Source organism: Mesorhizobium temperatum, assembly GCF_002284575.1.
Taxonomy (GTDB): domain Bacteria; phylum Pseudomonadota; class Alphaproteobacteria; order Rhizobiales; family Rhizobiaceae; genus Mesorhizobium; species Mesorhizobium temperatum.
Genome location: NZ_NPKJ01000068.1, coordinates 22,999 through 35,111 on the forward strand (window position 1 = coordinate 22,999; position 12,113 = coordinate 35,111).

18 protein-coding genes and 1 pseudogene are annotated in these 12,113 nt (G+C 62.4%); 10 read left to right on the forward strand and 9 right to left on the reverse strand.

All coding sequences use genetic code 11. The features are described from left to right. The first annotated feature begins 38 nt into the window (after nt 1-38). The 4 genes and pseudogenes from CIT26_RS26420 to CIT26_RS26435 all read left to right on the forward strand — a co-directional run bounded on the left by CIT26_RS26420 (nt 39) and on the right by CIT26_RS26435 (nt 2,203). Nucleotides 39-573: pseudogene (locus CIT26_RS26420) on the forward strand (type 1 glutamine amidotransferase family protein). A 53-nt stretch (nt 574-626) separates the two neighbouring features. Continuing rightward, on the forward strand, nt 627-992 hold the full coding sequence (locus CIT26_RS26425) for a VOC family protein (protein WP_095495302.1): 366 nt from the start codon (nt 627-629) through the stop codon (nt 990-992). A gap of 7 nt (nt 993-999) precedes the next feature. Continuing rightward, nucleotides 1,000-1,410 carry a hypothetical protein gene (locus tag CIT26_RS26430; RefSeq protein ID WP_095495303.1) on the forward strand — a complete coding sequence of 137 codons (411 nt, stop codon included), beginning with the start codon at nt 1,000-1,002 and terminating at the stop codon, nt 1,408-1,410. 73 nt (nt 1,411-1,483) lie between these two features. After that, nucleotides 1,484-2,203 carry a helix-turn-helix transcriptional regulator gene (locus tag CIT26_RS26435; protein WP_095487267.1) on the forward strand — a complete coding sequence of 240 codons (720 nt, stop codon included), beginning with the start codon at nt 1,484-1,486 and terminating at the stop codon, nt 2,201-2,203. 64 nt (nt 2,204-2,267) lie between these two features. On the opposite strand, the gene CIT26_RS26440 is transcribed toward CIT26_RS26435, so the two are convergent. Continuing rightward, nucleotides 2,268-2,963 (reverse strand): DUF1013 domain-containing protein, encoded by a 696-nt coding sequence (locus CIT26_RS26440; RefSeq protein WP_095495304.1) that lies wholly within the window; start codon nt 2,961-2,963, stop codon nt 2,268-2,270. A 351-nt stretch (nt 2,964-3,314) separates the two neighbouring features. On the opposite strand from CIT26_RS26440, the gene CIT26_RS26445 reads away from it, so the two are divergent. Beyond that, complete coding sequence (locus CIT26_RS26445) at nt 3,315-3,932, forward strand: LysE family transporter (RefSeq protein ID WP_095495305.1); 618 nt, start codon at nt 3,315-3,317, stop codon at nt 3,930-3,932. Between the two features lie 193 nt (nt 3,933-4,125). Here CIT26_RS26445 and CIT26_RS26450 read toward each other — a convergent pair whose 3' ends face one another. Together CIT26_RS26450 and CIT26_RS26455 are read right to left on the reverse strand one after the other, a co-directional pair. Continuing rightward, nucleotides 4,126-4,266: a DUF1127 domain-containing protein gene (locus CIT26_RS26450; protein WP_065011316.1), complete on the reverse strand. Its 141-nt coding sequence runs from the start codon at nt 4,264-4,266 to the stop codon at nt 4,126-4,128. Between the two features lie 131 nt (nt 4,267-4,397). Further along, the gene (locus CIT26_RS26455; RefSeq protein WP_095495306.1) at nt 4,398-5,411 is read right to left on the reverse strand and encodes an NAD(P)H-quinone oxidoreductase; all 1,014 of its coding nucleotides are present in this window, start codon (nt 5,409-5,411) and stop codon (nt 4,398-4,400) included. 186 nt (nt 5,412-5,597) lie between these two features. Here CIT26_RS26455 and CIT26_RS26460 point away from each other — a divergent pair, with 186 nt between their 5' ends. The 3 genes from CIT26_RS26460 to CIT26_RS26470 all read left to right on the forward strand — a co-directional run bounded on the left by CIT26_RS26460 (nt 5,598) and on the right by CIT26_RS26470 (nt 7,442). Beyond that, entirely contained in the window at nt 5,598-5,792 is a 195-nt protein-coding gene (locus CIT26_RS26460; protein WP_023797052.1) for a DUF1192 domain-containing protein, read from the forward strand. An 83-nt stretch (nt 5,793-5,875) separates the two neighbouring features. Continuing rightward, nucleotides 5,876-7,123: an MFS transporter gene (locus CIT26_RS26465; RefSeq protein WP_095495307.1), complete on the forward strand. Its 1,248-nt coding sequence runs from the start codon at nt 5,876-5,878 to the stop codon at nt 7,121-7,123. Nucleotides 7,124-7,154: 31 nt separating this feature from the next. Beyond that, a complete protein-coding gene (locus tag CIT26_RS26470; protein ID WP_095495308.1) occupies nt 7,155-7,442 on the forward strand; it encodes an ArsR/SmtB family transcription factor in 288 nt (95 codons plus the stop codon). Between the two features lie 218 nt (nt 7,443-7,660). On the opposite strand, the gene CIT26_RS26475 is transcribed toward CIT26_RS26470, so the two are convergent. The 6 genes from CIT26_RS26475 to CIT26_RS26500 all read right to left on the reverse strand — a co-directional run bounded on the left by CIT26_RS26475 (nt 7,661) and on the right by CIT26_RS26500 (nt 11,093). Continuing rightward, entirely contained in the window at nt 7,661-7,948 is a 288-nt protein-coding gene (locus CIT26_RS26475; RefSeq protein WP_095495309.1) for a hypothetical protein, read from the reverse strand. A 76-nt stretch (nt 7,949-8,024) separates the two neighbouring features. Next, the gene (locus CIT26_RS26480) at nt 8,025-8,615 is read right to left on the reverse strand and encodes a glutathione S-transferase family protein (RefSeq protein WP_425350383.1); all 591 of its coding nucleotides are present in this window, start codon (nt 8,613-8,615) and stop codon (nt 8,025-8,027) included. Between the two features lie 60 nt (nt 8,616-8,675). Beyond that, nucleotides 8,676-9,131, reverse strand: a complete 456-nt coding sequence (locus CIT26_RS26485; protein ID WP_095495311.1) for an SRPBCC family protein — start codon at nt 9,129-9,131, stop codon at nt 8,676-8,678. Between the two features lie 10 nt (nt 9,132-9,141). Further along, nucleotides 9,142-9,486 (reverse strand): ArsR/SmtB family transcription factor, encoded by a 345-nt coding sequence (locus tag CIT26_RS26490; RefSeq protein ID WP_095495312.1) that lies wholly within the window; start codon nt 9,484-9,486, stop codon nt 9,142-9,144. A 5-nt stretch (nt 9,487-9,491) separates the two neighbouring features. After that, nucleotides 9,492-10,148 carry a glutathione S-transferase family protein gene (locus CIT26_RS26495; protein ID WP_095495313.1) on the reverse strand — a complete coding sequence of 219 codons (657 nt, stop codon included), beginning with the start codon at nt 10,146-10,148 and terminating at the stop codon, nt 9,492-9,494. 63 nt (nt 10,149-10,211) lie between these two features. After that, nucleotides 10,212-11,093, reverse strand: a complete 882-nt coding sequence (locus CIT26_RS26500) for an alpha/beta fold hydrolase (RefSeq protein ID WP_095495314.1) — start codon at nt 11,091-11,093, stop codon at nt 10,212-10,214. Between the two features lie 98 nt (nt 11,094-11,191). On the opposite strand from CIT26_RS26500, the gene CIT26_RS26505 reads away from it, so the two are divergent. Both CIT26_RS26505 and CIT26_RS26510 read left to right on the forward strand, forming a co-directional pair. Then, complete coding sequence (locus CIT26_RS26505) at nt 11,192-11,719, forward strand: winged helix-turn-helix transcriptional regulator (RefSeq protein WP_095495315.1); 528 nt, start codon at nt 11,192-11,194, stop codon at nt 11,717-11,719. A gap of 79 nt (nt 11,720-11,798) precedes the next feature. Next, complete coding sequence (locus CIT26_RS26510) at nt 11,799-12,029, forward strand: hypothetical protein (RefSeq protein ID WP_095495316.1); 231 nt, start codon at nt 11,799-11,801, stop codon at nt 12,027-12,029. Nucleotides 12,030-12,113 lie beyond the last annotated feature (84 nt).

A 12,113-nucleotide genomic window follows, 5' to 3' on the forward strand; every position in this document is an offset into this window, starting at 1 on the left:
GATAAATAGGTCCGGCGGGCCGAAAGACGGAGCAGGAAATGTCCGAACAGAAGACCATCGGCGTCCTTTTCATCGATCGCTTCGCCGACTGGGAATACGGCTTGCTGGCGGCTTCGGCGGTCGAATGGTTCGGTGCACGCGCGGTGTCGCTGACCCCGAACGGCAAGCCGGTGACCTCGGCCAGCGGATTTGTGCTGACACCCGACCGCTCCGCCGAGGGTGATGAAAACACCGATCTCGACGCCGTCGCGGTCATTGGCTCCGACCAGTGGGTCGATGCCCCGCCTGACATCTCCGGACTGCGGCGGCGTGGTCGGCGGCATCTGCGCCGGAACGCTTGCACTTGACTGGATCAACGAAAAGGAACCGGGCTATCCGGGCGCCCAGAACTATCAGGACGTGCCCTATGCCATCGCCGACGGTCGCATCGTGTCCGCGCCGGGTTCGGCTCCCGGCACCTTCGCTCTTGCCTATTTGAAGACGCTCTATCCCCAGAGAAGCAGCGATCTCGCACAGATGCGTACGCTGTTCGCCAAGGAGTATGCCGAAGGGGAATATGCTGAAGCCTCCTGACAGCATGGTGTCAGGAGCGGCGTGCAATAGTGCGACAGTATCAGGAGACAGACATGGCCTTCATCCCGGCAAAAGCCTCGGCATGGTTCGAGATCCCGGTCACCGACATGGATCGGGCGCGCGCCTTCTATGGGTCGGTGCTTCAGAATGATCTCATTCTGGAGGAAAGCGGCCCGAACCCGATGGCCATGTTCGCCGCGCAGGACCGAATGGCCTCCGGGCACGTCTACCCCGGGAAACCCGCAGCACCGGGAACCGGCCCGACCATCCATCTGTCGGTTGCCGCGCCGATCGAGGATGCCATCGAACGGGTGAGGCAGAACGGCGGTCAGGTCGTCTCGCCTGTGATCTCCATTCCGGCGGGCACATTCGCCTATTGCCTCGACCCGGACGGCAACAGCTTTGGGCTTTTCGTCTAGGTGACGCATGGTAAAGAGCTGGAACGACAGGCTGAACACGCCAGGCATCAACGGTATCAAGCCGACGCCGCGCACTGTTGGCGACGTCGTCGAGGGCCAGCCGATGCTGGTGCCGACGGCACGGCAGGTCGATGATTTCATCCGCTCCATCCCCAAGGGCGTGGCCATGGATGTCGGCGCATTGCGCACTGCGCTCGCCATCGAGCACGGCGCCGAAGTGACATGTCCGGTCACCATCGGCTATCATCTGCGCACTGTCGCCGAGGCCGCCAACGAGGATCTGGAACGCGGTATGACGCTGAGCGACATCGCGCCGTTCTGGCGGGTGCTGGATGCAAAGACGCCGACAACAGGGAAATTGTCCTTCGGCGCGGCATTCGTCGCCGTGCAGCGCAAGCGTGAAGGGCTCGTACCATAATGCATGTCGCCCAAAAGTGGGAACCGGTTTTGGGACAACGACATGCATAAAAACAACATCGAGGGACCATACGATGCGTCGCGCCGACAGGCTCTTCCAGATCGTGCAGCATCTGCGCGGTGGCCGTCTGGTCACCGCCCAGAAGCTGGGCACGTGGCTCGAGGTTTCCGAGCGAACAATCTACCGCGACATCGCCGACCTGCAGTCGACCGGCGTGCCGATCGACGGCGAGGCCGGCGTCGGCTACATGATGAGGGAGGGCTTCGACCTTCCGCCGCTGATGTTCACGCGTGACGAGATCGTCGCGCTGGTCGCCGGTGCCCGCATGGTGCGCGCGTTTGGCGGCGCTGCGATGGCGCGGGCCGCCGACGAGGCGCTGGTCAAGATCGGCGCCGTGCTCCCCGATGCCGAAAAGGACCGCATCGCCCGCACCGAGATCCACACGCCGATGTGGGTGGTGAGCGACGCCGCCCGCGAAGCAATCGACCTGATCGAGCGCGCGGTGGAAAAACGCCAGGTGCTGACCATCGACTACTCCGACGAAGCAGGCCGCAGCACCGCGCGCGACATCAGACCATTGGGCCTGTGGTTCTGGGGCAAGGTGTGGACGCTGGTCGCCTGGTGCGAGATGCGCGACGATTTCCGCGCTTTCCGCATCGACCGCATCGCTTCGGTGGTCATAGCCGGCCGCGTCTTCAAGCCGGAGCGCGGCAAGCAGCTCGCCGATTTCTATCGTGCGGTGGAGCGCAGCGAGGACTACGGCATGGCGCCGGACCGGGCCGCGCGAACCTGACACCGCGAGATCGAAAAAAGCCCGCGTGAGGCGGGCTTTTGTAATTGATCGGCCTATGGCCGACTCACTCCTCGTCGTCCTTATCTTCGTCCTTCGACTTCAGCGCCGAAAGCTTGGCGAAGACGGCGTTGGCGTCGAGCTCCGCATCCTCGTCCTTTGGCTTCTCCGGCGCGGGCACCAGGCGCTCGGTCAATGCCGCCGGCAGCAGCGTGTCGCCGGCCGGCTGTGCCTGCTCGCGGCCACGCGAAGCGCGGTTGACTTCCATGTCGAGGTCGATCTGCGAAGCGAGACCCAGCGTCACCGGATCCATCGGCTGCAGATTGGCCGAGTTCCAGTGCTTTCTGTCGCGGATCTGGTCGATCGTCGACTTGGTCGTGCCGACGAGGCGCGCGATCTGCGCGTCCTTCAACTCGGGATGGTTGCGCACCAGCCAGAGGATGGCGTTGGGCCGGTCCTGGCGCTTCGACAGCGGCGTGTAGCGCGGACCCTTGCGCTTGGATTCCGGCACCCGCACCTTGGGATCGGACAGTTTCAGCCGATGGTTCGGGTCCTTCTCGGCGCGTGCGATCTCGTCGCGGGTCAGCTGGCCGGTCATGATCGGGTCCATGCCCTTGATGCCTTGCGCCGACTCGCCATCGGCGATCGCCTTGACCTCGAGCGGATGCAGCCCGCAGAACTGCGCGATCTGCTCGAAGGACAGCGCGGTGTTGTCGACCAGCCAGACGGCGGTCGCCTTGGGCATCAGCAGCGTATTGGCCATTATGAGATATCCTTCTCGTTCGCCCGCGTTCCCGCGCGGGCGGTGGTTTTAGAGCCACCAAAATGGGAAATTCGCTGCGTATATAACCACTCCGTTGCCGTTTCGCAACGTTTTTGGAAGGTACCCGCGAGATTGGCGGGAGAGATCGAAACGTGTCAAATCGACCAGTTTGGCTTCGGCACCGTGCTTCCGGCGAGCCGCTCAGCGGGCGCGGCCGATAATCCGGCAAAAAAAGAGGTCCTCATGTCGGCATTTGCCGACTGTTAGAAGGGACATGTTTCATACACATTTCGCCCTCGGTGGCAGCGGCTGCCTTCAGGAGAGCAGGCCGCCGCCGATGTGGGCTGATCGATGTTGGAAACCGGGCACGCTGTCGCGGCGGGGTTGTTTCCGTTCGCCATTTCCTATGCGCTGTTGGCAATGCTGCCGGGCGCCAATTTTGCTGTCGTCGCGCAGGCCGGGCTAACCGCTTCGCGTGCCACAGCGCTTTCGGCAGCCGCTGGTATCGCCCTTGGCGCGAGTTCGTTGGCGGCGGTCGTCGCGACGGGAGCCGGCGCGCTGCCGCCGGGGGGCATCGCACACCAGATGGCCGCCAGCCTATACGGCGCAGTGCTGGTCTTCATCGGCTGGAATTCGATGCGGCGGGCGCTGTCGATCGAGACCGGTGTCAACGAGCCGAAGCCGGTTCCAATCGCTCGATACTTCCGGCTGGGCTTTGTCACCGCTGTTGCAAATCCTGCCACCGCGCTGTTTTTCGCATCCACCATGCTGAATCTAAATGCTCGCGGGGCAACTCACCTATCCGTGGTCGCGTTGGTGTTTGCCATTGCGATCGGCTGGTTTGGTCTTCTCGGCCTTTCCATTTCCCAACCGGCCACACGGCGATTTTACAGTCGTTTCCGAAAGCATGCGGACATCGTGCTGGGAGGAGCCCTGGTGGCGCTCGGCTTTGCCGCACTTGGCTATTGAGACAGGTACACGCAACCGCCGCTGCTTGACGGACCTTTAAACGACAAAACCCGCCGGACAGGGTCCAGCGGGCTCGGAACCGGCGACGGGAAACCCGTCTGCTGCGGCTCTGGCTTCTAAAGCATGATCTCGGACCGAAGCACCACTTCGCGAAAAAGCGGCTTGATGCTTTCGGGCGAGATCACGCTCGAGATCAAAGCGCCTTGCGGGCGATCCTCTCAATGTCACCACGGTTGATGCCGAGGTCGTTGAGCTGACGGGCGTTCAGGCGGTTCAGTTCGCGCACGGTTTCATTGTACATGCGCCAGTTACGGAAAGCACGGATCGGGTTCATGGTAGTCCTCCATCGTTTCGATGCCGCTCAAATAGGCATCGTTGATGAAAAGTTGAACAGACGCTTTTGCATGGCCGCAATGCGTTTGTGCATTGCACAATTAAGCTTTTGTTCAGCTTGTTTACTGGCCGTCAGCCGACATCGAGCACGATCTTGCCGATATGCTCGCCCTCCTCCATCCGCTCATGCGCCCGCCACGCCTCCTTGAGCGGGAAGATCATGTCCATGACGGGTGCTACCTTGCGGGTGCCGAGCAGCGGCCACACCTGCGCCTCCAACGCCGCGGCGATCGCCGCCTTGAATTCGACGGTGCGCGGCCGCAGCGTCGAGCCGGTGTGGGTGAGCCGTTTGACCATCATCTTCGAGAAATCGGCGCTTGCCACCGCCCCGCTCTGCGTGGCGATCTGGATGATGCGGCCTTCCACCGCCGCGGCCTCGTAGTTTCGCGCCACATAGTCGCCGCCGACCATGTCGAGGATGACGTTGGCGCCCTTGCCGCCGGTCGCGTCCTTGACCGCCGCGACGAAGTCCTCGTCGCGGTAGTTGATCGCCCGGTCGGCGCCAAGCTTAAGACAGGCGTCGCACTTCTCCTGGCTGCCGGCGGTGGTGATGACATAAGCGCCGAAGGCCGAGGCGAGCTGGATCGCCGTAGTGCCGATCCCGGACGAGCCGCCATGGACGAGCAGCGTCTCGCCGCTCTTCAGGCCGCCGCGCTCGAAGACATTATGCCAGACGGTGAAGTAGTTTTCCGGTACCGCCGCCGCTTCTGTGTGGGTAAAGCCGGCCGGCAGCGGCAGCACGCTGCCGGCATGGACCTTGACATATTCGGCATAGCCGCCGCCGGGCGTCAGCGCGCAGACCCGGTCGCCGACACGCCAGCGCGATATCTCGTCGCCAAGGGCTGCAACTTCGCCCGACGCTTCGAGACCCGGCAGATCCGACGCACCGGGCGGCGGTGGATAGACGCCCTTGCGCTGCTGCACATCCGGCCGGTTGATACCGGCAGCGCGCACCCGGATCAGGATTTCGCCGGGACCGGGCACGGGCACATCGCGCGTTTCCGGTTTCAGCACTCGCGGTCCGCCGGGTTCCGAGATCGCAATGGCCGTCATCTTCGCCGGAACTTTGTTCTGTCCACTCGCCATGAATTTTCCCGTCTCGCTTCGCCAGTTTCTTGCCAGCTGCCGGTTTTCTTGCCGACTATTTGCATCCATGCCCCTGCCCTATGTATGCTGATTGCCAAATCAGGCAAATGGCCACTGCAGCGTCGGGCGTTCGATTGGACGCGCAAGGTAGCAATTTAATTTTTTGCGCATGAGCGAGGAGCGACGATGGCGATCTTCGACGACGAACCCAAAAAGAAAGCCCGCCCGCATGAGATCGGGCAGGATCTGTCGCTGCTTTCCGTCGACGAGCTGTCCGAGCGGATCGGCATCTTGCGCGACGAGATCGCCCGGCTCGAAGCCGAGCTCAAGACCAAGAGCACCACCAAATCAGCGGCCGAGGCGCTGTTCCGCCGCGGATAGCTTCCAGAGCCGAAGCGCCCGCCGCCGAAAAGCTCGAACGCGACTGTCTTCAGACCCTCCAGAATTCCAGCCGGATCAGCTAAATGTTTGCAAGCTACCGACCGATCCTCTCGCTGCTTCGCGGCACCGCTTTCCTGCTGGCGGCGACCGGACTGCACGGGCTGCTGTTGCCGCTGCGCGGCCAGTTGGAAGGTTTCTCCACCGCATCGCTTGGCCTGATGGGCACGGCCTGGGCCGGCGGCTTCGTCACCGGCTGCTTCTTTGCGCCGCGCCTCGTGCGTCGCGCCGGTCACGTACGCGCTTTCGGCGCCTTTGCGGCATCGGGAGCCATCGTCGCACTGCTCACCGGCCTGATCATCGACGAATATGTCTGGATCCTGCTGCGCGCCTTCACCGGCTTCACCATGGCCGGCGCCTTCATGGTCATCGAAAGCTGGCTGAACGAGAAGTCCACCAACGAGAACCGCGGCACCGTCTTCGGCCTTTACATGATGGTCACCTATGCCTCGATCATGGGCGGCCAGATGATCGTTGCCGGCGGCGACGTGAAGTCGGCCTCGCTGTTCATGATCACCGGTATCCTGTTCTGCCTGTCGCTCATTCCGACCGCAGTGTCGACGGCTTCGCACCCCAAGCCGCTGCAGGATGTCTCGCTCGACGTCAAGGGGCTCTATGTCAATTCGCCGGTGTCGGCGATCGCCTGCGTTTTGATCGGCATCGCTAACGGCGCCTGGGGCACGCTTGGTGCCGTCTATGGCGCCCGTATCGGCATTTCCACGGCCGAGATCGCGCTGATGATGAGCCTGGTGGTCGTCGCCGGCGCCGCCATGCAACTTCCGGCCGGACGTCTCTCCGACAAGACCGACCGCCGCTTTGTGCTGGCGGGCCTGGCCTTCGGCGCGGCGCTGTTCGCCGTCGCGGTCTTCCTGTTCGAGCCGCGCTCCGGCGTCTTCGTCATCGTCTGCACCGCCGCCTACGGCGCTTTTGCCTATACGCTGTATTCGATCGCCGTTGCCCATGCCAACGACCACGCCCGGGCGGAGGATTTCGTCAAGGTGTCGGGCGGCCTGCTGCTGCTCTATGGTTTCGGCACGATGATCGGGCCGCTGCTGGCCGCCGGCCTGATGGGCTGGATGCGGCCGGAAGGCCTGTTCCTTGCGACGGCCTTCGCGCATCTTTGCCTGGCGGGATATACGCTGCTGCGCATCAGCCGGCGCGCGCCGGTGCCGATCGAAGACCGCGACGCCTTCAAGACGCAACCGGCCGAGCGCTCGATCACGCCGGAAGCATTGCGGCTCGATCCGCGCAGAAAGCCTGAAACCAACGGTTGAGATTTAGAAAACTTTGCCCCACAAATAAGGCATGATGTTTTCCGACGCCTTCATGGCGATTGCCGATCCCAACCGGCGCCATCTTTTGGAAGAGCTCCGGCGCGGCCCGAAGACCGTCAACGAACTGGCCGCCGGGTTGCCGGTCTCGCGCCCGGCTGTTTCGCAGCATCTAAAGGTGCTGCTCGATGCCGGACTGGTCAACGCCAAGCCGGAAGGGACAAGGCGCGTCTATACGGTCAGCAATGCCGGCTTCCTGAGGCTCAACATCTGGCTCGACCAGTTCTGGGATGCAGAGCAGCTTGGCTCGCCCGGAAACTGAGATGCGCCGTCGCATCTTTGCCAGTAGCGCACCAGGCGCGTCGAGCAGCTCGCCCGTGCCATGCTTGCTTGCGGGTGCCGAGATCATCATGGCGGTCGAGAAAGGCACACTGCTCCGTCATACCTCCTCGGGAGGCCGATGAGCTAGCTCAATGGTTGTTGCGGGACGAAACGCCGTCCTTGTAGGTAGCGCCGAAATAGACCTCGACGCTGTGCAGCCTACCGTCCTGGAACGAATGCAATTCGGTGTTGCGGAAGACCTTTCGAGCGTTTCGCAGCGATAGAGAACGAAAGCACCGTTGCGTCCTCGCAAATCCTCTCGACGGGGATCGACTTGAACAGCGTGCTGTTCGGCCAGCAGCGCGCGAAGTAGGTCGCGCGGTCGATGGCGTCGTCATAGGGGCTGGTGAAATCGCCTGTCAGCACCGCCTCGATGACGCTGCGGTCGTTGGCCCGGTAGGCGGCGAAGTAACTGCGGATCAGGTCCGATCTGCTTTTGACAGGCATGGCGAAAGCTCCTTAGGATTCAGGTGCTTGGCGTTGAGCCGCATATCGTCCCATTGAAACAGTGTCGGGCATCGGCCTAAGCGTTCCAGCTTGGACGTTTCTGAACACGGTCGAGCCAATGATGGACATTGACGAGCGAGTCCGGGATGTCGGCTCCGAAGAAGGCGCCAAGCCACGCTGCGACGGCGGCGGTGATGTCGGCGACGGAGTACTGGTCGCCGGCGATGAACGGGCGACCATCGGCGATCTCGCGGTCAAGCCACGCCCACTTTGCCGGAACGGCTTCGCGCTGCGTTTCGGCGAAAGCCGGGAACTGCACGAGCCGCTCCGCAAACATGGGATCGGAATGCTGGGCAATGCCGCCAATCGTTCCGAAGATCTCGATCTCGGCGCGGCGGTTCCACATCTCGACCTTGCCTTGGCTGACCGCGTCTGAGCCGAACAGTGCCGGCGTTGGGTGAAGCGCCTCCAGATAGCGGCAGATGGCGATGCTTTCGGTGATCACCGTCCCGTCATCGAGCACGAGCACGGGAATCTGGCCAAGTGAGTTGAGCTCAAGGAATTGCGGCGCCTTGTGCTCGCCTTTTGTCAGGTCGACTTCAACCCGCGGAACGTCGATGCCTTTCTCAGCCATGAAGATGCGAACGCGGTAGGAATTCGGACCAATCGCAGTAGAGTTTCATACTATCCTCCCGATTCTGCTGGTCTTTGGCTCAGGCTGCGGCGCTCACGCGCATTCCACCCGCAGGTTGTCGAGCATCTGGCTCCAGCCAGCCTGATGGTTTTCGGGCTGATCATGGCCGTCAAGAAAGGCGCCTTGCTCGGTCATCACCAGCCGGCAGCCTGTGCCTTCTGGACTGAATTCAACCGTCAGCAGGCCGACAAACAATCGCTGGCCGCTGCTGGTCATGCCACCAGCCGAAACGATGCGCTGGTCGCGCACGATGTCGAGGTAGCGCGTCTCGTTCACATAACTCTCGCCACCCTTGGGTCCGAAACGGCTGAGCGCAATGCCGCCCACCTGGAACTCGAAGCAGTCAATGCTGCTTTCCCACCTCTCGCCGGGCGAGCCCCAGCGCTGCAATGCGGCGGGATCGGACCAGGCGGCGAACACCCGTGCCGGCGAAGCGTCGTAGCTGCGTTCGAGCACTATGGTCGAATGGACGACGGAGCGTTCGCTCATGTTGGCCTCCTCAGTTTCCTTCGGTTTCGTCCTTGGTTTCCGCGAGAAAGGCGCCGAGTCGGTCGAGCCGCTGTTCCCAAGCCAGGCGCCGTTCGTTGATCCAGTGTTCGGCAGTCCTCAGCGCCTTCGGCTCGATCTGGCAGGTGCGCACCCGGCCGAGCTTTTCGGTGCGGACGAGACCGCTCGCCTCGAGCACGTTCAGGTGCTGGACGACCGCCGACAGCGACATCGCCAGCGGCTCGGCCAACTGGCTTACCGAGGCGGGGCCGCACGACAGCCGCTCCACCATGTGCCGCCGCGCCGGGTCGGCGAGCGCCTGGAACATCAGGTCGAGCTGGGCGGTATCCTGCAGCATCGGGCTTAGCCGTTGTTGTAGGGGAAGAGCTTGAAATAGGGCTGCGCTTCCTCGATCACGCGGGCGACAGACGGGCGTTGCAGCAACCGGTCGTGGTAGCGTCTCACCGCCGAATATTTGTCGCCGAACGGCTCGACCTTGTTGGCGTAGAACAATGCCGGGGCGGCGGCGCAATCGGCCATGGTGAAGGCCTCGCCCATCGCCCATGTCCTCGACTGCATGTCCTGTTCGATGATGGCGTAGGCGCTGCGCAGCTGGGCGCGTGCCTCCTCGACGCCGAACGGATCGGTCTTGCCTTCCGGCCGCAGGCGGTCGCCGACGATCTTCTGCATCGGGTGCTGCACGTAAAAGTCATAGAAGCGGTCGGCGAGGCGGGTCTGGCGGGCGAGATCGATGTCGGCAGGGATCAGCTCGACCGGTCCGGGATAATTCGCGTTGAGATATTCGATGACGATCGTCGATTCCGGCACCGTCCGGTCCAGCGTTTCATCGCGCAGCACCGGCATCTTGCCCGCCGGCGACAATTTCAGGAACGCCGCGCGCGACTGTTCATTGCCGAGATCGACGACGACCGACGTGAACGGCGTGCCGTTCTCATAGAGCGCGATCAGCGGCTTCCAGCAGAAGGAGGCCAGCGGATGGAGATGCATCGCCAAGGACATCGTTTTGCTCGTTCCCTTGATGGTTCGCCGCTGCATCGTTTACAGAGCTCAACACTGAAGCGATTACTTAACTATTGCCGATGGTGTGTCAAGGTCCGGCTCCGCGCTTATCTGGCCTTGGCAATGGGCGACGATGGCATCAACGATCGCGGCCCAATCGTCGGGATGGAGTTCGTGGCCGCCGCCTTCAATGCGGACAAGCCTCGCGCCGGCAACTGCTTCGGCCAGAGCGGCGCCATGCTCGACCGGAAAGATCGGATCCTCGGTGCCGTGGATAACGAGGAGCGGCGCCGTCATTTGACCCAGCCGCCCCTTCCAGTCCTCCCCGCCCTTGAGCATGAAATGATTGGTCGCGCTTAGAAAACCGCCGGACCGGTCGTAGTCCTGTTCGACGAAAGCCCTCGTTCGCTTCTCGTCGAAGGGATGCGCGGTGCCTGCGATCGCATGCGCGTCCTTGACGATGAAGTCGACCACCTGGGCTCGGTCAGACCAGTCGACCTTCGCGCCTTCGACCGAATGCTTCATATAGGCCTCGGTCGTGCCAGGCAGATGCGACGTGTCGATTCCTACAGGAGAAGTGCTGATCGCTGTAAGCGAGACGACCCGCGATGGATATTTCAGCGCCACAAGCTGCGCGATCATGCCGCCCATCGACATGCCGACCACGTGCGCTTTCGCGACGCCATGGCCGTCGAGAACGCGGATGGCGTCGTCCGCCATGTCGTCGAATGTGTACGGCGGCTCGCCCGGCGCATATTTGATCGAACGGCCGGTATCGCGATTGTCATAGCGGATCACGAACAGACCCTTGCCGGCCAGTGTCCGGCAGAACGCCTCCGGCCACCAGAGCATAGAAGCCATGGCGCCCATGATCAGCAGCACCGATGGGTGCGCGGGGTTGCCAAACGTCTGGGACGCGATTTCGGGTTCCGCAGCTTTCATCATGATCGCAGTCTCCTCCCTACAACTGATTGCATTTTGCAATCAGTTGCACGATAATAAAACTGATATGATAATGCAACCGGTTTCTTTCGGAGAATCGCATGAGCATCGATCGCCGGTCTGGGTGCCCGATCAACCTGTCGCTTGAAGTGTTTGGCGACCGGTGGAGCCTGATCATTCTTCGCGACATGATTTTCGGCGGCAAACGCCACTTTCGCGACCTGCTCAACGGATCGCTGGAACGCATCGCTTCCAACATCCTCGCCGATCGGCTGAAGCGGCTGATGGAGCTCGGCATGCTGACCAGGGCCGACGATCCCACCCACAAGCAGAAGGCGATCTACAGCCTGACCGAAATGGCGATAACGCTGGTGCCGATCCTGGCGTATCTCGGCGCCTGGGGTCGCGTCTGGCTGCCGGTCAGCGAGGAACTCTCGATCCGCGCCGAGCTTCTGGAAAAGGGCGGCCCGCCGATGTGGGAAAAGTTCATGGACGAACTGCGCCATGAACATCTGGGCACGCCTTCCGATACGCCGCCGGATGCCACCGTGCGTGCGAGTTTGCAGGCTGGATACGAGGCGGTTGTCGCCCGAAAGGCGCCGGGCGCCGGGTGCGATCCTGATGCCTGACCAACTTATTTTCCCCATCGCAGACCGGCTCTGCTATTAAGGGATTGAAAGCCATAATTTACGGGATTGGAAAAAGCCCTTGGTTGAGAACTCTAAGGATACTGCCCGCGCGCGGGCCGATTTGCGTTTCAAGAAGCAGGAAGAGGCAGCCACGGTTCGTCAGAAGGCGATGGCGGAATATGTCGCCGAGAGCGACGCCCGCCAGATAAAGACCAACAAACTGAGGGCGCTGCGCCTCGCCAAGGAAGCGGAAGATCTCGCCAATGCGCCGGCTGCTCCGGCAAAGAAGCCGCGCGCCAAGAAAAAATAGAGCTGGTTCCTTGCGCATGACGCTGGAAGCCGGAATCGGTTTCCGGAAAAGATCATGCGATGATTCAAAGCAGCCGCCACCGCG

Excerpts from the sequence above, each read along its gene's own strand:
- CIT26_RS26455 (WP_095495306.1), bottom strand. The coding sequence starts at position 5,411 with ATGGCGAGTGGACAGAACAAAGTTCCGGCGAAGATGACGGCCATTGCG.
- CIT26_RS26475 (WP_095495309.1), bottom strand. The coding sequence starts at position 7,948 with ATGCCTGTCAAAAGCAGATCGGACCTGATCCGCAGTTACTTCGCCGCC.
- CIT26_RS26440 (WP_095495304.1), bottom strand. The coding sequence starts at position 2,963 with ATGGCCAATACGCTGCTGATGCCCAAGGCGACCGCCGTCTGGCTGGTC.
- CIT26_RS26425 (WP_095495302.1), top strand. The coding sequence starts at position 627 with ATGGCCTTCATCCCGGCAAAAGCCTCGGCATGGTTCGAGATCCCGGTC.
- CIT26_RS26460 (WP_023797052.1), top strand. The coding sequence starts at position 5,598 with ATGGCGATCTTCGACGACGAACCCAAAAAGAAAGCCCGCCCGCATGAG.
- CIT26_RS26465 (WP_095495307.1), top strand. The coding sequence starts at position 5,876 with ATGTTTGCAAGCTACCGACCGATCCTCTCGCTGCTTCGCGGCACCGCT.
- CIT26_RS26470 (WP_095495308.1), top strand. The coding sequence starts at position 7,155 with ATGATGTTTTCCGACGCCTTCATGGCGATTGCCGATCCCAACCGGCGC.
- CIT26_RS26435 (WP_095487267.1), top strand. The coding sequence starts at position 1,484 with ATGCGTCGCGCCGACAGGCTCTTCCAGATCGTGCAGCATCTGCGCGGT.
- CIT26_RS26445 (WP_095495305.1), top strand. The coding sequence starts at position 3,315 with ATGTTGGAAACCGGGCACGCTGTCGCGGCGGGGTTGTTTCCGTTCGCC.
- CIT26_RS26505 (WP_095495315.1), top strand. The coding sequence starts at position 11,192 with ATGAGCATCGATCGCCGGTCTGGGTGCCCGATCAACCTGTCGCTTGAA.
- CIT26_RS26450 (WP_065011316.1), bottom strand. The coding sequence starts at position 4,266 with ATGAACCCGATCCGTGCTTTCCGTAACTGGCGCATGTACAATGAAACC.
- CIT26_RS26495 (WP_095495313.1), bottom strand. The coding sequence starts at position 10,148 with ATGTCCTTGGCGATGCATCTCCATCCGCTGGCCTCCTTCTGCTGGAAG.
- CIT26_RS26490 (WP_095495312.1), bottom strand. The coding sequence starts at position 9,486 with ATGCTGCAGGATACCGCCCAGCTCGACCTGATGTTCCAGGCGCTCGCC.
- CIT26_RS26430 (WP_095495303.1), top strand. The coding sequence starts at position 1,000 with ATGGTAAAGAGCTGGAACGACAGGCTGAACACGCCAGGCATCAACGGT.
- CIT26_RS26500 (WP_095495314.1), bottom strand. The coding sequence starts at position 11,093 with ATGATGAAAGCTGCGGAACCCGAAATCGCGTCCCAGACGTTTGGCAAC.
- CIT26_RS26485 (WP_095495311.1), bottom strand. The coding sequence starts at position 9,131 with ATGAGCGAACGCTCCGTCGTCCATTCGACCATAGTGCTCGAACGCAGC.